This window comes from Candidatus Gastranaerophilales bacterium, assembly GCA_028696075.1.
GTDB lineage: Bacteria > Cyanobacteriota > Vampirovibrionia > Gastranaerophilales > JAILCC01 > JAQVHS01.
This window is the reverse complement of sequence record JAQVHS010000001.1, coordinates 150,474-168,333: the sequence shown is the minus strand read 5'-3', so window position 1 is coordinate 168,333 and position 17,860 is coordinate 150,474. Positions and strand designations below refer to the sequence as shown.

At 37.5% G+C, this 17,860-nt stretch carries 19 protein-coding genes; 12 read left to right on the top strand and 7 right to left on the bottom strand.

The features are described from left to right. Positions 1 to 73: 73 nt before the first annotated feature. The 4 genes from PHX18_00880 to ispE all read left to right on the top strand — a co-directional run bounded on the left by PHX18_00880 (position 74) and on the right by ispE (position 5,325). A complete protein-coding gene (locus tag PHX18_00880; protein MDD3593164.1) occupies positions 74 to 2,347 on the top strand; it encodes an alpha-amylase family glycosyl hydrolase in 2,274 nt (757 codons plus the stop codon). Positions 2,348 to 2,808: 461 nt separating this feature from the next. After that, entirely contained in the window at positions 2,809 to 3,063 is a 255-nt protein-coding gene (locus PHX18_00875; GenBank protein MDD3593163.1) for a type II toxin-antitoxin system HicA family toxin, read from the top strand. Positions 3,064 to 3,179: 116 nt separating this feature from the next. After that, on the top strand, positions 3,180 to 4,445 hold the full coding sequence (gene obgE / locus PHX18_00870; GenBank protein ID MDD3593162.1) for a GTPase ObgE: 1,266 nt from the start codon (positions 3,180 to 3,182) through the stop codon (positions 4,443 to 4,445). Further along, positions 4,438 to 5,325 carry a 4-(cytidine 5'-diphospho)-2-C-methyl-D-erythritol kinase gene (ispE, locus tag PHX18_00865; GenBank protein MDD3593161.1) on the top strand — a complete coding sequence of 296 codons (888 nt, stop codon included), beginning with the start codon at positions 4,438 to 4,440 and terminating at the stop codon, positions 5,323 to 5,325. Before obgE ends, ispE begins: the two co-directional genes overlap by 8 nt. A 30-nt stretch (positions 5,326 to 5,355) precedes the next feature. On the opposite strand, the gene PHX18_00860 is transcribed toward ispE, so the two are convergent. Continuing rightward, positions 5,356 to 5,580: a hypothetical protein gene (locus tag PHX18_00860; protein ID MDD3593160.1), complete on the bottom strand. Its 225-nt coding sequence runs from the start codon at positions 5,578 to 5,580 to the stop codon at positions 5,356 to 5,358. A gap of 98 nt (positions 5,581 to 5,678) precedes the next feature. On the opposite strand from PHX18_00860, the gene PHX18_00855 reads away from it, so the two are divergent. Beyond that, positions 5,679 to 5,915, top strand: a complete 237-nt coding sequence (locus PHX18_00855; GenBank protein MDD3593159.1) for a helix-turn-helix transcriptional regulator — start codon at positions 5,679 to 5,681, stop codon at positions 5,913 to 5,915. An 86-nt stretch (positions 5,916 to 6,001) separates the two neighbouring features. Here PHX18_00855 and PHX18_00850 read toward each other — a convergent pair whose 3' ends face one another. Beyond that, positions 6,002 to 6,412 (bottom strand): hypothetical protein, encoded by a 411-nt coding sequence (locus tag PHX18_00850; GenBank protein ID MDD3593158.1) that lies wholly within the window; start codon positions 6,410 to 6,412, stop codon positions 6,002 to 6,004. Between the two features lie 165 nt (positions 6,413 to 6,577). Between PHX18_00850 and PHX18_00845 the strand changes: the two genes are divergently transcribed. The 5 genes from PHX18_00845 to fliD all read left to right on the top strand — a co-directional run bounded on the left by PHX18_00845 (position 6,578) and on the right by fliD (position 11,536). Next, positions 6,578 to 6,706, top strand: coding sequence for a hypothetical protein (locus PHX18_00845; GenBank protein MDD3593157.1), 129 nt, complete (start codon positions 6,578 to 6,580; stop codon positions 6,704 to 6,706). Next, entirely contained in the window at positions 6,696 to 7,586 is an 891-nt protein-coding gene (locus PHX18_00840; GenBank protein MDD3593156.1) for a hypothetical protein, read from the top strand. The genes PHX18_00845 and PHX18_00840 overlap by 11 nt, the downstream gene beginning before the upstream one ends. A 2-nt stretch (positions 7,587 to 7,588) precedes the next feature. After that, the gene (nadD, locus tag PHX18_00835; GenBank protein MDD3593155.1) at positions 7,589 to 8,173 is read left to right on the top strand and encodes a nicotinate-nucleotide adenylyltransferase; all 585 of its coding nucleotides are present in this window, start codon (positions 7,589 to 7,591) and stop codon (positions 8,171 to 8,173) included. A gap of 1 nt (position 8,174) precedes the next feature. Beyond that, positions 8,175 to 8,759 (top strand): bis(5'-nucleosyl)-tetraphosphatase (symmetrical) YqeK, encoded by a 585-nt coding sequence (gene yqeK / locus PHX18_00830; GenBank protein MDD3593154.1) that lies wholly within the window; start codon positions 8,175 to 8,177, stop codon positions 8,757 to 8,759. A gap of 1,025 nt (positions 8,760 to 9,784) precedes the next feature. Next, positions 9,785 to 11,536: a flagellar filament capping protein FliD gene (gene fliD / locus PHX18_00825; GenBank protein ID MDD3593153.1), complete on the top strand. Its 1,752-nt coding sequence runs from the start codon at positions 9,785 to 9,787 to the stop codon at positions 11,534 to 11,536. Here fliD and PHX18_00820 read toward each other — a convergent pair. The 5 genes from PHX18_00820 to lpxI are packed head-to-tail and all read right to left on the bottom strand — an operon-like array spanning position 11,533 to position 15,223. Then, positions 11,533 to 12,003, bottom strand: coding sequence for a tRNA (cytidine(34)-2'-O)-methyltransferase (locus PHX18_00820; protein ID MDD3593152.1), 471 nt, complete (start codon positions 12,001 to 12,003; stop codon positions 11,533 to 11,535). The two genes, fliD and PHX18_00820, sit on opposite strands and share 4 nt — an antisense overlap. After that, complete coding sequence (locus PHX18_00815) at positions 11,990 to 12,586, bottom strand: CDP-alcohol phosphatidyltransferase family protein (GenBank protein ID MDD3593151.1); 597 nt, start codon at positions 12,584 to 12,586, stop codon at positions 11,990 to 11,992. Before PHX18_00815 ends, PHX18_00820 begins: the two co-directional genes overlap by 14 nt. Before the next feature lie 3 nt (positions 12,587 to 12,589). Next, positions 12,590 to 13,282: a lysophospholipid acyltransferase family protein gene (locus PHX18_00810; protein MDD3593150.1), complete on the bottom strand. Its 693-nt coding sequence runs from the start codon at positions 13,280 to 13,282 to the stop codon at positions 12,590 to 12,592. After that, positions 13,275 to 14,414, bottom strand: a complete 1,140-nt coding sequence (gene lpxB / locus PHX18_00805) for a lipid-A-disaccharide synthase (GenBank protein MDD3593149.1) — start codon at positions 14,412 to 14,414, stop codon at positions 13,275 to 13,277. Before lpxB ends, PHX18_00810 begins: the two co-directional genes overlap by 8 nt. Further along, complete coding sequence (gene lpxI / locus PHX18_00800; GenBank protein ID MDD3593148.1) at positions 14,411 to 15,223, bottom strand: UDP-2,3-diacylglucosamine diphosphatase LpxI; 813 nt, start codon at positions 15,221 to 15,223, stop codon at positions 14,411 to 14,413. The genes lpxB and lpxI overlap by 4 nt, the downstream gene beginning before the upstream one ends. Before the next feature lie 182 nt (positions 15,224 to 15,405). On the opposite strand from lpxI, the gene PHX18_00795 reads away from it, so the two are divergent. Further along, positions 15,406 to 17,106: a hypothetical protein gene (locus tag PHX18_00795; GenBank protein ID MDD3593147.1), complete on the top strand. Its 1,701-nt coding sequence runs from the start codon at positions 15,406 to 15,408 to the stop codon at positions 17,104 to 17,106. A gap of 140 nt (positions 17,107 to 17,246) precedes the next feature. Then, a complete protein-coding gene (locus PHX18_00790) occupies positions 17,247 to 17,855 on the top strand; it encodes a lytic transglycosylase domain-containing protein (protein ID MDD3593146.1) in 609 nt (202 codons plus the stop codon). Positions 17,856 to 17,860: the final 5 nt, after the last annotated feature.

Genomic DNA, 17,860 nt, shown 5'->3' with positions numbered 1-17,860 from the left:
AAATTGCAAATTTTATTGTGAATTAATATTGCAGCAGATGGCAAATATTTTTTTTAGATGTTTTAAAACAGGCATGAGAGTACTTCATATTTTTCACAATCCTAATACTATAAATCGTAACCGGTTAAATGCCCAAACTGATAAAACAGCTTTGCCTCCGAACCTAAGCCCGTCTAATACAATTAATTTGAATTATCAGAATACGGCTTACAGACCTGTTACTTTTGGTGCTTCGATGCAGGAACATTTGGGGCAGGGGGCAAGATATTTAGGCGGCGGCAGGACAAAATTCACTATTGATGCTCCGAATATTCTAAATATGACGGTGTTAGCGGCTAAAGGCGATAATTATAATAATGCCCGGTCTTTTGAAATGGAAAAAAGGGGCAGCAAATTTGAATGCATTGCACAAGGAGTTGAACCCGGTGATAAATACATATATCTTGCGGTTGACAAAAACGGCAACGTGCTCAAGCTCCATGACCCTAGGTCCGACTATCTGCCAAACGATATTTTGGGGTTCAAGCCGTATGCAGATTGGGCAGAAGTTATTGACCATAAGGCTTTTCAATGGACAGATGAAAAATGGATGCAGAATCGCAAATCCAAATCTTACGGCTGGCATTTGCCGAAAGATATGGTTATGGAATCTGTTCATATAGGACTTTTGGGCGGGTTTAAAGAAGCCAAAAAGGAAATAGATATTATAACCGAAAACGCTGTAGCAAATACCGTAAGATTAATGCCGATAGGTGAATTTTACGGCGATATCAACTGGGGTTATGATGAAGTGAATAAATTCGCCGTAGAAAATGCCTACGGCAGACCCGAGGATTTAAAAGAGTTTGTAAACTATGCACACGAGAAAGGCATTCGTGTAATTTTAGATATTGTGCCAAACCACTTTGGTCCATACGGGGTGATAGTTCCGCAGCTTGCAGATATATTTGCGGAAGGTAAATCAACACCATGGGGCAGACTGCTTGAATTTAACGGAGAAAAAGGCAAATATTTAAAGTCTTATATGACGGATATGTTAATGAACTGGACCGTAAATTATCATATAGACGGTTTCAGGCTTGATGCAACGCATTATATGGATTCCGATATCGGAATAAAGGATATAAATTATGAGATAAGGTCTCATGATGAAACCAAAGATGTAATTTTATACCCTGAAGATATGCGTATATCACGTGTTATGGCTAACAAAAACCAGCCAAAGGTTGTTAACGACAATAACTGGGGTTATGATGGTATGACAACGTTCGATTTTTATAAATCTCTGCTCTCTCTCGCTGCTGACAGACAAAAACACGAATTCAAACCTGATGTCCGTGCGCTTGAGCATATTTATAAAAACGGTATAGACAAGTCCCATGAACATAAAATGCTTGATGACCCTTTTGCGTCAAATGAATATAAAGACTACTGCCGCCGTAATCTTCGTCAACCCGACTTAGGCGCTGAAAATCTTTTAATTAATATATCAAATCACGATGAAATAGGCAACGAAGCCGGCGGCAAAAGGAATTTGGTCAATATTTTGGCTTCCAGACTTGGTATGGAATTGCGATGTAATATGAACTGGCAGCAGGCTCAGTGGCTGACTTTTGATATGATTAAGAGTTACGTACGGTGCGGGGAATGTTTGGATGAAGATACCCAAAGAAAGTACGGCTGCCAAAATCCCGTATCAAAATATGAATTTGACAGGGAATTTCATAACGCTTATGCCTTGAATAAATTGATAATAGGCGCAATGTTTATGCATGCAAGCCCCAAAGAATTCTTTATGGGCGATGAGCGCGGTGAGCTTGCACCGTTTAAATTCTTCTGCAAAATGCCAAAACATGCCATCAATCCTCATAACAAAATGCCTTATATAAAACAAATCGAAAACGATAAAGGCTATCCGCCGAATGAGCAGGCATTTAATGATTCCAGGCTGAACTCTCCGGAATATAACGCTAAATGGGTTAACGACGGAACGTTAAATTTTTCCAAAGACTTTGCAAACTTTATCAAGACTACTCCTCTTATGCACTATATGGATTTTTCAAATGTAGATACTTATGCGCATCCTGAGAAAAATATATTGGAAGTAAAATATTCTAACCCTTACGGGGAAGAGGTCATAGCATTTATGAATTTCAGCCGCAGTTCATATACTAATTTTAAACTTTGTTCAACAGGCGATGTTAAATTAAGAGAAGTCTTAAACAGCAACGATAAGCACTATAACGGAAACGGAGAACAGTCCAATCGTTGGAAAAAACCTATTTACAGCACTTCTATTGATATTGCGCCATATAGTATAGCTGTTTTTGAAAAAATTAAAGATTAAAAATTATACTTTAGTTCCGTCTAAGAACCTGCAAAAATCATTGTATTTTTCAGTTGAGAGTATTTGAAGCCTGTTTCGATATACAGGGGTTATTTGGCAGTGAGATTTTGAGGATAGAGAGACTTGCATGTTTACTATAAAATCTTAAAGCAAAATTTTTGCTATATAATCAATTGTACAAAGCACACTTATTATTAAGTATTGTAAAATTTTATATTCCCGGGTATGAAAAATTTTTCATCAGAGTATTTAGGTAATTGTAAGGATTGGAAACAATCTCCAATCCATATCATATAATATAAACAAAGGCGGGTGATTTTATCACCCGCCTTTAAGCTTTATCAAATCAACCCTCCGATAAAATTGCAGTTAAAGGCAATTATTTTGCAATAAAATTTTTTATATAAATGTAGGAATATAAGGTAAGTAATTTGTACATAGCATCAGGGCAGAATAATAATGTGGAATTTGGATCCAGGGCTGATAAACTGATTAAAGGTTTGAAAACATTCACAAAGACCCCTCGCGATTATCCAAGAGGTGATGTTGAGGTAGTGCTTAAGTCATTGGGCTTTAACTACAGTCGTACGCACGGAAGTCATCGTATTTATAGAAATCAACACGGAGATGTTTTCGAATTTGTGGGTAAGAGTCATACTGTCGACCCTGCTACAGTAGAGCAATTGCGGACTTGGGTTGAAAAAGTAAACAGATAAAATTAATAAAACAAACCGATTGAGCGTGCAAACAGACTTCATTGCTTAAAAAAGTATTTTTTTAAGATAGCAGCCGCATATTGTGAATGCCGGGCATTTATATTACTATAATTACTATGTTTATAGACAAGGTAAAAATAAAAGTCATATCAGGAGCAGGCGGCAACGGCATGGTGGCGTGGCGGCGCGAAAAATACGTTGATAAAGGCGGACCTGCGGGCGGCGACGGCGGCAGAGGCGGAGATATTTATCTTGTAGCTGATGAGTCTATTTCAACTTTGCTTGATTTTAAATACAAATCGATATTTAAAGCGATAGCAGGCGAGAACGGTCGTATCAAAAACCAGCATGGTAAATGCGGAGAGGACTTGTTTATTCATGTTCCTTTAGGCACCATGGTAAGGGATGTTTACAGCAAAAAAATAATAGCCGATTTTACACATAGCGGTGAAAAAGTCATGGTGGCAAAAGGCGGCAGGGGCGGCAGAGGCAACGCAAGATTTAACACTTCTACAAGACGTGCGCCGCAGTTTTGTGAACCGGGGGAACCTGCTATTGAAAGAGAGCTTGAACTTGAGTTAAAACTTATTGCCGATGTGGGGCTTTTAGGCTTGCCAAATGCGGGTAAATCTACGTTTATAAGCGCTGTTTCGGCTGCAAAGCCAAAAATAGCCGATTATCCTTTTACTACTCTTGTTCCCCATTTAGGAGTGGTAAAAAAACCTGACGGGGACGGCTTTGTGATGGCGGATATTCCGGGGTTAATTGAAGGGGCTTCAGATGGTGTAGGGCTGGGGTTTGAGTTTTTAAGGCATGTTGAGCGTACGAGATTTTTAATCCATCTTGTTGATATAACACTTGAAAATCCGGTTGAAAATTACCTTAAAATTAATCAGGAATTAAAAAAATACGGCGGCAGGCTTGGGGATATTTTTCAAATAACGGTTTTAAACAAAATTGACGCTGTTGATGAAGACACCGTAGAAAAGGTAAAAAAAGAGCTAAAAGAACATTGTGAAGAAGTTTTTGCCATATCTGCAGTAACAGGCGAAAATGTAGACCGGTTAATGCATTATGTAATTCAAAAAGTTGATGAAATTCCGCCTCCTCATTTTGATATTGAAATCGCTGAAGATATGGATGCCACTAACAATGATGACAGTGATTATTCTGTTATGAAGATCGATAAAAACACTTTCCTTGTAAGGGGCGGCAAAGTTCAGCGTCTGGCTTCCGTAACCGATACACGCAACCCGGAGCAGATTATACGGCTCCAAAATATTTTGAATAACATGGGTGTATTTGAAGCTATAAAACAACTAGGAGCAAAAGACGGCGATTGTGTGATAGTTTCACATGTAGAGTTTTATTACTATGAATAAGGTTAAAGTACGCACTCCTGCAAAAGTTAATCTTTCGCTTGAGATTTTAGGACGGCTGGAGGGCGGATATCACGAGCTGTCCAGCGTAATGCAAACCATTGATTTGTACGATTATTTGACCATCAAAGCGGAAAAAAGAAATGCTAAGGTCAATACCATAAACCTTTGCGGAAATTCCGCCGAAATTCCCTACAACGAAAAAAATATCGTATACAAAGCGGCTCAGGCTTTTTTGCAAACAGCTTCTATAAACGGTTTTGATATTGCTGTAGAAATTGAAAAGCACATCCCTGTAAGCGCGGGGCTTGCAGGTGGGAGTACCGATGCTGCAGGTGTTTTGGCAGGCTTAAACCGTATTTTTGACAGTATTTTGCCAAACGAAACCCTGCATTCTATTGCAGCTGCTTTAGGGTCGGATTTGAACTTTTGCCTTGAAGGCGGGGCATGTCTGCTTGCTTCAAGGGGTGAAATAATTAAAGAAAAACTTCCGTTTCAAAAAATCAGTTTTTTAGTTGTAAAGCCCAAAGAATTCAGCGTTTCTACCAAGGAATGCTACGAAAAATTTGTGGCGTTAAACTGTTTTTCATCAGGTGAAAAATCAAGGCGGGTATGTGAGCTTTTCAAGGCGGATTTTACCCCTGATAAACTAGCTTCAATGCTCTGCAACGACCTTGAAAATGCAATCATATCAGACTATAGCGAACTTGTTCAAATTAAAAAAAATATTGTTCAACAGGGCGCGATAAATTCTCTCATGTCAGGCAGCGGTTCGGCTGTATTTGGTATTTTGCCCGACGGTATTGAAATATCAAACAATTTTGGCGAAAAATACGAAGTCTTTCTTGCGCAATCAACTCCAAACGGCGTTGAAGTAATTTAAATTTATTTTGTGCCGGCTAAGCGGCAATGCTTAGATTTTCAAAATCAGTTCGATTTTGTTAAAACGGTTTTGTAAATAATTCAATCTTTGGCTTAATACCAATGCCAAGTTCATTTTGTCGGCGCTTTTTAAATTGTCCCCATCACAAAGACAATCATATAAAATATCTGAAAGACTTTTAACAATCGATATTTCGCAGCTGACCCGCAGTATTTTGTTCTCTATTTTTGATATTTTAATTCTGCGTTTATCCATGTTTATTTGCCCCTTTCTGTTTTAATGCCCCTACTAGTTTCAAAAACCAGTATACACAGTTGAGTATGTTGTGTCAATAGACTAGAATAATGGGTATTATGACAAGTAAAAACAGTGGATTGACTAAAAGAATTGGTTTAAAAATAAAAATGGAGAGAATGAAGAGAAATCTCTCCCAAGAGCAGCTTGCGGAATTAGCAGATTTGAATAAAAATTCTATCGGGGCTATTGAGCGCGGCGAAAGCAGGGCTACGCTTGAAACAATAAATGCTATTGCACAAGCATTCGGCATGGAATTAACCGAACTTGTTGATACAAAAAAAGTTGATTTATAAAACTTCTTAATTGATGTCTTGCCGGCATGCTTCAAATAAAAGAAGCTGTCTAAAAAGACAGCCTCTGAAATTATAAACTTTAATTACTATGCAAAATAATCGTGGTTTAAACCTTTCATTTTGCCTGGCTTTGCCTGGTCTTCAAATGCTTTATAGTAATTTTGTCTTTGCTCTAAAATCGAGGTAGGTGCATAATCGCCTAACGCTACATTTTGGATACTTGTGTAGAAGTTGTCTATTAACGAAGAACCAAAAGACTTACCGGCAAACGGATTGTCGGTTGCAGGCATTACCGGTTCATAGTTGTTTTGTATTGCGCCGTTTCGGTTCAAACCGTCTTTGCCTGATTGGGTGTAAGTGTTTGCAGTTGGATCCAGCATGCTGAATACACTTTGTGATAAAAAGTCTGATGTTGTTGATTTGTAAGCGGATAATGCTTTTTCATTGGTAGCGCTTAATTTTGGGATGTATACTGCGGATTGTAAGTTCATGCTCATAATCTTCTCTCTCTTGTTATACTCTGTATATATTAATTAAGTATCAGGGCTATAAAAAATTGCCTTTAAAAGAGATTTGCATTGAAATGCTTAATATTTTGTAATATTTTTTCTTAACATATCAAAAAATTTTTTTCTTAAGGTTAAAATATAATAAACAGGAATATGGAAAGTATGATGGCTGGCGATAATTTTTTGTATTTTATAGAACAAACCGATGTTATTTTGGGGGTTCAGTCCGATTTTCATGCATTGATTAATACAAAACTATTAGGAGACTACGGTGCTAAATAACCTTTCTCACAAATATTTTAGCAACCCCATTGAAAGAGAAATTAAAAAACTTGAAAGTTTATTTATTGATGATAATTCCATTTTTGAGCGGAATATAAGGAAATTTTTGGAATGGAATTTTAATCAGGAAATCCCCGTTATTGTTGAATTTAGGCAGGGTGCGCTGGAAAAGCTGATAAAAGCCTTTGCGGGAGAAACTCTTAAGCAAACTACAATAGGTATAGCAGGCGAAACCGCCAGCGGCAAAACTACTATCACTAACGAAATTATTAACGGCTTGGATGAGTTTGCAAGACAAAATAAATATAAGAATTTCATCACAAAAATTAATATTGATAATTATTATTATGACCGCTCGGAGATGGTAAAGGCGGCAGGGAGCTTTGACAGGTTTGTTGAGAATTATGACCTTGATTGTCCCGAAGCGTTTGAACTGGATTTGCTTGCGGCTCACCTGAACTTTTTGAAACAAGGGCTGGCAGTGTATTTGCCTGAATATGACATGTCAGGAACCGCCAAAAGATGGGATGATAAAATATTTTGTACACCTGCCAAAATAATTATCTCTGAGGGGTTATTTACGTTTAATGAAAAGATAAGGGATTCTTTTGACCTTAAAATTTTTGTTGATATTGATGAAGCAGTTCAGAAAAAACGCTGGTATAAACGCGCTATGGACAGGGATTTGGGTGAAAGCGCCGACAGAGTTTATAATAATGCCAATGAAAAGGCAAGGATTTATATCAGACCTGCAAAAGAACATGCCGATATAGTTTTGAACGGTGAGGCAAGCATTGAACAATATAAAGTTTTCACAAATAAAATTGTTGATATAATAAAAGAAGCGAAATTAAATTCAAGAGAAGCGGAACTCGTTTAACGATGAAATATTGTTTGTTTATGGGGTCTTTTAACCCTGTGCATAATGCTCACATACACTTTGCCTGTGAGGCAAGAAATCATTATAACTTTGATGAAATAATTTTTGTGCCTGCTTATAAGCCGCCTCATAAAGAAGTCGGGATTGAACAGTCTGCGCATCGGTATAAAATGCTGGAACTTGCGCTTGCTGATTATCCTTTCTTTAAAATAAGCGATATTGAATATAAACGTGAAGACAAGTCTTATACATATCCTACTATTATTGAGCTTTATAGGACTTTGCCCGATATTGAAGGCAAGATAAACTTTATTATAGGAACAGACGCGTTTTTGAATATTTACAGCTGGCATCAGGGTGAAGAATTGATAAAGCTCTTGCACTTCATTGTGATTGTAAGAGATGAAAAAGAAGCCGAAGGATGTAAAAACTTAAAGGATGTTGATTTTGATTTTTTAAATGCTTCTAAAGTCGACATATCCTCAACTATGATTAGAGAAAGGCTTAAAAATTACAAGCCTGTTACGGATTTAGTGCCTCCTGCCGTGGAGCGTTATATTAAAAAAAATGATTTATACAGGGGGTAATATGTTTGAGAAAATTGTAAAATATTTGAAGGAAAATTTGGACGAAGAAAAATTCAGGCATTCTTTAGGGGCTCGTGATATGGCGATTAAGCTTGCCGACAGATTCCATGTTGATAAGGAAAAAGCAGCGTTGGCTGCGCTTTTGCACGACTGCGCAAAAGGTTTTTCTTATGATAAATTGCTCGAAATTGTAAAAGAGAATAATCTGGATATCCCAAAAGAAGAGTTGGAATGTATGAAAGTTCTTCACGCTCCCGTTGGCGCTTTTGTTGCCCAAAAAGAGTTTGGGATTGAAGATGGGGATATTCTAAACGCCATCAAAAATCATACTATGGGTAGAATTAATATGTCAGACCTTGAGAAAGTTGTGTTTTTGTCCGACAAAACCGAAATCAATACAAGGGAGAAGAGTTTGACCGACGGCATAAATGCTGAACTTGATAAAAATAACAGTATGGATGATGCTGTTTTTTATTGTATTAAGATGACTATTAAAAGCCTGATTGACAGGAATTTGCCGGTTAATTGCGCTACTATTGAAATCTATAATGCCGGTTTGAAGGAAGCTAGGCAGCTGGGAAGCTGAGAGGCTGGGCTAAGGTGAAGAGCTTAAGGAAGCTAAGAAGCTGGGAGGCTGGGATTAGGTGAAGAGGTGTCATGCTTGTATGTGTTACGTAATTCGATGACAGAATTACATTTTTCATTAACCTTTGCCATCAAAGTGGAAGACTGAAAGTATTTAATATTGATTGTCCATTTCTAAAGTCCGGTGCTATTCATTCTTGAATTTACACAACTTGCAACCCTCATCGGGTTGCTTCGAACAGACGGCGTTACCTGCACTGTGTTTCGGTCAGCCTAGTGCCAATCCGCAAGTTCGAGGCTCAATTATCCTACGTCGCCATCGTAGTGTTTAGTAGCGATTGCCCACCGCAACCGCCACCTTCGCACTGGCTTATGCATTTCTCCGCCTGTGCAATCATTGAAAGCAAAATTGCTATCGCAATTTGTTTCAATGTAGATTGCTCCGCTGCGTTCATTCCATTCACTTCGCAACGGCGGTGGTATTATGTTCATCCTCCAAAGCCTTGCCCTTTGCAAGCCTTTTCAGATGAACATCGGCTCACGCAGTCAAAAATCCGCTGTCTTGGATTTTCAGGGTGTGAGAAAATTCATCATTTCCTCACACCTCACGGGCTGGGTTCGGCTTAGTTCCGTGTTCTACGTACAGCAATGTGTGTCAGCACACCTCACACGGCGCCCTTCTGAAAATCCGCTTCTTGGATTTTTGCAGTTCGTAGAGTTTGAATTTCATTCCGCCATTTTGCTAAAGCAAAAGGCTTCATTTCATCACTCTCCTCACTTGGACGGCATTTCCTCGCTTTGCTCGTCAGCCTTGCAAAAATCCGCTGTCTTGGATTTTCAGGGTGTGAGAAAATTCATCATTTCCTCACACCTCACGGGCTGGGTTCAGCTTAGTTCCATGTTCTACGTACAGCAATGTGTGTCAGTACGCCTCACACGGCGCCCTTCTGAAAATCCGCTATTCAAAGGATAGAAAAGAAAGCCAAAGTGTTTATAATTAGAGTATATTAATGTGGGGAGAGATATATGTCAATTTCTTTTAGCGGGGTAGGTTCCGGACTTGACACATCTTCTTGGGTTGAAGCGCTCGTTGCTTTGGAAAAACAAAAATTGACTTCAATTCAAACTAAAATTACAAACACAGAAACGCAGCAAACTGCCTTAAATACTTTAAAAACCAAAGCTACTACGTTAAAATCCACGGTTAAAGCTTTTACCGATTCTAATATTATCAGCGCTTTTGATATTTTTAACAGAAAAGGGGTCAGTGTTTCCGAAACTAAATATTTAACTGCTACCGCTTCTAATAATACTGCGCTGCAGAATTTTAATATCAATATTAAACAGCTTGCAACTCCTACCGCTGCAACAGGTCAAAATTCTTTGGGGCTTATTGCGGATACATCTACTAAAATTGTGGAATTAAATAACGGCGTCGTTAATAAAGGTACTGTTTCTGTTTATATTAATAATAAAAAAAGCGAATTTGAAGTTACAAAAGATACTACTGTAGAAGACTTGTTTTCCTGGATTGACGGGTTAACCGAAAAAGAAGGCAGTGCGTTCATAAATTCTGACGGCAAGTTTGAAATGGATTTAACTGATACTGACGTTACCGATGTAAAACTGGGGGCAAGCAATGATACAGGTAATTTGTGGTCATTCTTGAGCTTGAACTATGAATATGATGAAGAAGGGGATTTGACTTCTTTAGTCAGTACAAAAAAATTAAATCAAATTAAGCAGGAACAACCCATGGTAGGCAATGCCGCTAATTTTGCAACTCCTGTTACGGCAGGAACTTTTAAAATAGGAGATGCGGAATTTACTATCGATTCTTCTACTTCTCTTAACGGGCTGATTTATCAAATTAATAATAACCCCGATGCAAATGTTACCGCTAACTATGATGCGATTGAAAACAGGCTTATCATAAAGTCAAAAGACCCGGGAGCTACAACAATTAATATTGAAGCAGGGACTTCTAATTTTACTCAGGTTGCGGGTTTGACAACAGAAGCCGGGGAGTTAACCGCAAAATCACAATCGCTTGGCAAAAATGCAATCGTTGAAATTAACGGCACTACTTTTGAAACAGCTTCAAATACTCTTAATGAAGCCTCAACGGGTATCGCGGGTTTAACGTTGAACTTGCTTCAAACCACGCCCACAGACGAGCCTGTAAGTGTTACGGTTACCAATGACACTACTGAATTGACCTCTAAAATCGAGTCGTTTGTTAAACAGTACAACGAACTTCAAACCGAGGTCAAAAAAGCTACTGCTTCAAGCGGGAATTTTAAATATGATTCTTCGTTAAACAGCATGCTGAATGAAATTACTATGAATATTATGAATATAGTACCCGGCTTGAGCGCCAACGCTTCTTCGATGTCTGCCATAGGTGTTTCTACCGGTAAAGTTACTACTGATACTGATAATGTTTCTACGAAGCTTGTGTTTGATTCCGCTAAATTTCAAGAAGCTATGGAGCAAGACCCTGCAGGGGTAAAAGCGCTTTTTATCGGTAATGCTACTACGGAAATTACAGGTGTTATGCAAAAATTAAGCACGACCCTTGATAATTATCTGGATATTGAAAATGGTTATTTTGCATCTAAAAAAGAAAGCTTGGAATCCGGTGTCAAAACCTTGAATGACAGACTTAAGAAGAAACAATCATATTTGGAAGCTTATCAGGCAAGGCTGGAGAAACAGTTTCAGCAAATGGATACCTATATTGCCCAGCTGCAAAGCCAGTCTTCTTATTTTTCCTAGATTGCTGTATTTCCGCTTTGCCGTATAGCTTCGTATAACACAATAGAAACGCTGTTTGACAGGTTTAAGCTTCTTTTTTCCTCTATCATCGGAATTCTTAAACATGTGTTAAAATTTTCTTCCAGCAAGGCTTTTGGCAAACCCTTTGTTTCGCTGCCGAAAATAAGAAAATCTCCTTCTTTAAATTCTGCTGCAAAATGGGATTTTGCAGCTTTTGTTGTGATAAAGAATTTGTTTGAATCGGGATATTTTTCAAATATTTCTTCCAAAGTTGCTGCACGGGTGATTTTGACGTCGTCCCAATAGTCTAAACCCGCTCTTTTTACATGTTTTTCATCTATAGAAAAACCTAATTTGCCCGCTAAAAACAATTCGCTTCCGCTGCAAGCGCATAATCTGGCAATATTCCCGGTGTTTTGGGGGATTTCAGGTTCGTAAAGTACTATTTTAAAGTTACTGTTTTTCATTGAAAAATCTTTTGCTTTCCGTTAATACAGGCAAGCCCCTCACTACACAGAAAAATACCGAAATATAAACACACACTGTAGCTGCATTGAATATTACCGGTTTAAAACTGTAATCCAAAGGCATATACGCCGCTATCATTAAAGTAAATGCAAGCGCCTTGCATACAGCGTAGGTAAAACGTGAAAAATTCGATGCAACTATGAATTTGGCAACTTTTCCCTGCATCATTGTTGTTTCGCCGAATGCGGTATAACCCTGTTCTAATGCCAAAGCCCTTATTCCGTCTGTTAAAATTCCCCTTATCACTACTACCAGAGGAACCCATGGCGCTACCATAGCTAAAGTCGCAAAAGCAATCCAATAAATGTTTTCTACTATTCTGTCGCCTAAAATATCCAACACCGCGCCAAACTTGGAACATTCATTGAATTTTCTTGCTACAAAACCGTCAAGCCCGTCACCCCAAATTACAAAAATCGTGAGAATAAAAGAGGTTATATAAGCTGCGGGTGTTTTAAAATAAAGCAGCGTAATTGCTATAACAGCTAAAAGCATTCTTGTGATTGTGATAATATTCGCCATTTTTTATTTCCCCCATTTTGTTTTATGTTCATCAAATACCGTCTTTTCGAGTTCGGAGATTTTTGCTTCTACAAGGTGGCGGTAGTTTTTTTCTTCTTCTATAGAACAATTCTCTTCAACGTAAATCTTTTCCCCCATAATAAGTGTGCCATGGCTTAATCCCACGGGAATATTATAATTGTCCCAGGAATTAAGGCTTACGGTGTTGGTGTAGTGCGTCATAATGGGAATTATCGGACAGCCGCTCATTTTTGCCAGTTTAATCAATCCCTTTTTTACTTTTTTGGCCGGGCCTATAGGACCGTCAGGGAAAAATGCTATATTTTCTCCGGCTTTTAATGCTTTTATCATTTCTCTCATAGCCTTTTCGCCTTCACGTTGAAAAGAGCCTCTGATTAATGAAAAACCAAGCAAATGACAAACTTGTGCAATGATTTCACCGTCGTTACTGGGGCTGATTAAGATATTTATGTTTTTACGATGTTCTTTAGGGAAAAGACCCATACCTATTTGAGTTCCATGCCAGGTTGCATAAATAACGCCTTTTTTTTCACAAGAATAATTTATGGTATGCTTTTTCATTAACAAGTCTAAAAAATTCAAATAACCGTAAAAAACAGCATTAGCAGCAAGTTTTATTTTAAAACGCTGGGTAGGGGTCTTTTCATGTAATCGCAGACCCTTTGTATTAGACATTAAAATACTCCTTAATAGTTTTTGCAACTTCTTTGGACGCTATTTTTTCTCCGAATTTTTCTTTTATTTTTTTAAGCTCTGCTATCATTTTTTCACGTTTCGGCTGATTATGAAGCAGGCTCAAAATTTCACTTGCAATAAGTTCAGGCTGCGCTCTGTGCTGAATAAATTCCTGTACGATGTCTTTTGATGCAACTATGTTTGGTAAAGATACTTTTGAAATATGTCTGATTGCTAAATATATCCAATAGAATGGCAACGGTCCTTTGTAGCACACTGCCATAGGGGTTTCATACATTGCCGCTTCAAGCGTTACCGTACCCGATGTTAATATTAAAGCGTCAGAACAGGCTAAAAGCGCGTGATTTTGTCCTTTTATTAATTTAATATCAATACCTTCGTTTTTAAGGTCGTCTATGTATTTGTTTAAGAATTTTTCATCCATATTTTCTGCCTGTGAAATGCAGAATTGGATTTTCTTTTGATGGTCGTATATTTCCCTTATAGCTTCTTTGTAAACCGGCATCATATATTGAAGCTCAAATTTGCGGCTGCCGGGGAATACACCTACTATTTTTTTATTCGGGTTTAAACCGTTTTGGGCTATAAAGTCTTCTTTTGTATATCCGAAATAAAGCTGTGATACCAAAGGATGACCTACATATTTTGCCGTGATATTTTCTTTTTTGTAGAATTTTTCTTCAAACGGGAAAATTACCATTAACTGTGAAATATACTTTCTTATCTTGCTTACGCGGTGTTTGCGCGATGCCCATACCTGCGGGGAAATATAATAAAATGTTTCAAAATTGTATTTTTTTAAAATTTTTGCAATTTGAAGGTTAAAACCGCCGTAATCTATCAGCAGTACCAAGTCAGGCTTATATTCATTGTTAAGATAGTCTATTATTTCCTTGCCCAGTTTAAAATGGTCAAAGATAGCTTTTATGCTAAGACCGACTACATTCATTTTTGAATGGTCTTTAAAGATTTTTACTCCGGCAGCTTCCATATTTTTACCGCCTACACCTTCTATAACTAAATCGGGCATAGTTTCTTGAAGTTCTTTTACCACCGTAGCAGCATGCATATCACCTGAATGTTCGCCTGTTATGATAAATAGTTTTTTCATACCGCCACCACTACAATATTGTGTTTGTTCGCATATTCTATCATTTTTTCTTCCTCAACTATAAAAGTTTCGTTGGCTTCAAGCGCTAAAACATTTGCACCAAAGCGTTTCATTACATGAAGGGTGCGAAGCCCTACTGTCGGGATATCAAATCTTTTATCTTGTTTCGGCTTGCTTACTTTCACTACCGTGGCTCTTTTGCTGCCCAGTTTACCGCCTCTTTCTATACATTTATCGGTACCTTCGATTGCTTCTACCGCTAAAATCATTTTATCCTGCACTACCACGCTTTGACCTATATCAAGCCCGCCTATTTCTTTTGCTGTTTTAAAACCGAATTCGATATCTTCAAGTTGCTGATTATCAGGCTCTATATTGCCAAGCGTGCCTTTTTTGACCAAAAGTTCTTTTATAAATAATGTCTGGTCAAGAACTTTTATCCCTTCTCTTTCAAGTTCTTCGACCATTATTAGCATAAGGGCGTCATCGTTTAACTGTTTGGCTGATTTTAAAAGGTTGAAAGCTTTTTTATCCAAACGGGGGTTTCGGAACAAGACTTCTTTTGAAACCTTGCCTATAAATGTCAGCTGCTTTACGCTGTTTTCTTTTAAAGTATTGATGATTTTTGTAACTTCTCCGACACCGAAAGTATAAACTTTTTTGCAGTATTTATGCAGCTGATTGCGATTTTTATGTGAAAGAGATATGCAAATTACATCAAATCCTTCCCTCGCTGCAATTTTTGCTACCATTACAGGAAGTTCCCCATCACCTGCTATTAACGCTTGTACTTTATCAAGATTTTTCATTCTTTCTTTTCTTTCAGCTATTTAAGCGTACACACAAGTACACCCGTATAATATTAAAGATAATAAAAAAAGGGTGTAAGGTCAAATTAATAAAGTAACAAATTGTTGCAACAGGAACGGACAAATAACAAAAAAAATAATATTTTGTTTTAAAATGAATGTGGATATAGTTGGTAGGCAGGATGAGTGTTCGGTTAAACCTTAATAGTCTATGCTTGACAAGCAGGCTTGGTAAGCATGCCGGAGCAGATGAAGTCAAATACTCTGCTAATAATCAGGTATCCTTTAACGGTAGAATTGTAGATGTAATAGGGAAATTTTCCGATAAACTGGTTGAGAAACAATTTGTTCATAATGCCCTTAAAAATAAGACCATTAACAACTTTTTAAAAAGCGCCAGTAATAATCCGGGTATATATGAAGCACTGATTGCCCTCGGTATTACTTGTTCTATAAGACCTTTGACAATTTTAACAATACCCGGAGCGAAAAAAGAAGACAAACAGTATGCTGCGGCTCAATCTATTTCAAGCGGAGCTGCAGGGTTGGGCTTTGCCTATATGATTTATAAGCCGATTGAAACGGCTCTTGACTCCATATTAAAAGATGTTAATGCTAAAAATGTTGATAAAGCTATAGGAAATTTTTATAAAAACACTCAATATACCGATTTAATAGAAAAACTGGTCGCAAATAAATTAATTCCATCCGCTAATGAAATACCTGCCCTGATGGGCAAGCTTGATAAGCATGACAGAGATTTATTTACAGTAGTAAAAAACTTTGCAAAAAACAATGCGGATAATAATTTAATCAAGCTTATGGCTAATGAGGAAGGTAAAGCGATTGATTTATTAAAGAGCTTAAATAAAGCTTTGGGAGACTCTTTTAATGCCGTAAAAAATTGTGATATACCTGATACTGCCAAATATCTTGTACATAAATCGATTCACTACAGTGATACGGGAGAGCTGAAAACGGTTATTTCTTTAGCCGCAAATAAAACAAAGTATTTCTTAAATCAGTCAAGCAAATTTGTTCTTGCTCCGGTGTTGGCGCTTGTTACTATTGCTGTTATTCCTAAAGTTATGCACCTGATTTTTCCCCACCGAAATAAAAAATCCACAAATAATAATATGCTGACACATGAGAAAAACATAATTTTTGCGGAAAAAATTAAAAATACAGCTAAAGCGGACCCTGTATTCAAACAGTTTACCCGTCAAAAGCCTGCCGCTCAGATTGCTTTTACCGGTGCAACGGGTGATGCGTTAAAATTTGTCGGTAAAGCTTATAATAAAGTCTACAATAAACCTGCTTCAGGTATATTTAAGGCTATTTTTAATAAAGTTTCACGCTCCAAATTTTTCTCTTCCAGGATGGATAAACTGATGGAAAATGCCGTGGTTGAAAAACATGGAATGAAAATTCTAAAGCGTAAAGTTGACGGCACTATTATGAATAAATTTGACAATAATTTCTTCCTTAATAACCTGCCTCAGATTATATCCTGCTGGCTGAGCGGTTTTTATGTATTTAACACCATCAGAAACAAAAAAATTGAAAAAGAAAGAAAACCGGCTCTTTGTACCAATATGATTTTTGTAATGTCATTTTCATTGCTGGTAAGTAAAATTTTAGATAAATTACTTCAGCCGCTTTTAAATGCGTTTGAAAGAACACATAAAACTCTTATGAGGGGTAAGGTTACCTATGATATTCCTTACGGTTGGAAGATGGCTTATTCATTGCTAATCTGCACTTTTGCATTCAGATACCTCGGACCGGTTATTGCTACGCCTGCTGCTGATAGAATTACTAAATTCCTGCAAAAACATGGATTATTAAAAAAACCGAATGAAACCGAACAGACAAAGAAATAGGGAGCCTTAAAAACAGGGTATATCCCTTAAAAAGACCATGTTAACCATATGGTCTATTTTTTTTTACATCTTACGGTGGATGAATATTACCCCCCAAATATAGTAATTTATAAGTACTTGGGAAAAAGTGAGTTGGTAATATGCAAATATCGAGTCTTGATATTACACTAAGACGTATAAGTCAAATAGAAAAACAGTTTGAGCTTTTGTCAGGTTCTCCGGGCGAGAATGATTTTGAGGGCATGCTTAATTCTGCTATGCAAAAGACTGACTCTGACCAATCGCTTTCTGTTCAAAATAATTTTACTAAATTACCTGAAATTGCTAATATGGCAAGCTTTCAGACTAAAACAGATTCTCTTCCCGATTTTGAAGATATTATTAACCAACAAGCAAAAGCAAACAGTGTAGATAAAAAACTGCTCAAAGCCGTTGTAAAAGCCGAATCCAATTTTAATCCCAATGCTACTTCTCCTGTCGGGGCCATGGGCTTAATGCAGCTGATGCCTTCTACTGCACAGAGCCTTGGGGTTGTGAACCCCTATGACCCTGAACAAAATGTGCAGGGCGGCGCTAAATATTTGAAATCACTTTTGAACAAATATGATAATAACAAGCAAAAAGCTTTGGCTGCCTATAACGCGGGCTCTGGAGCGGTAGATAAATATGATGGTATTCCGCCTTATAAAGAAACCCAAAATTATATTCAAAAAGTATTACAGTATGAAACAGAACTGGATAAGGACTAAGAAGC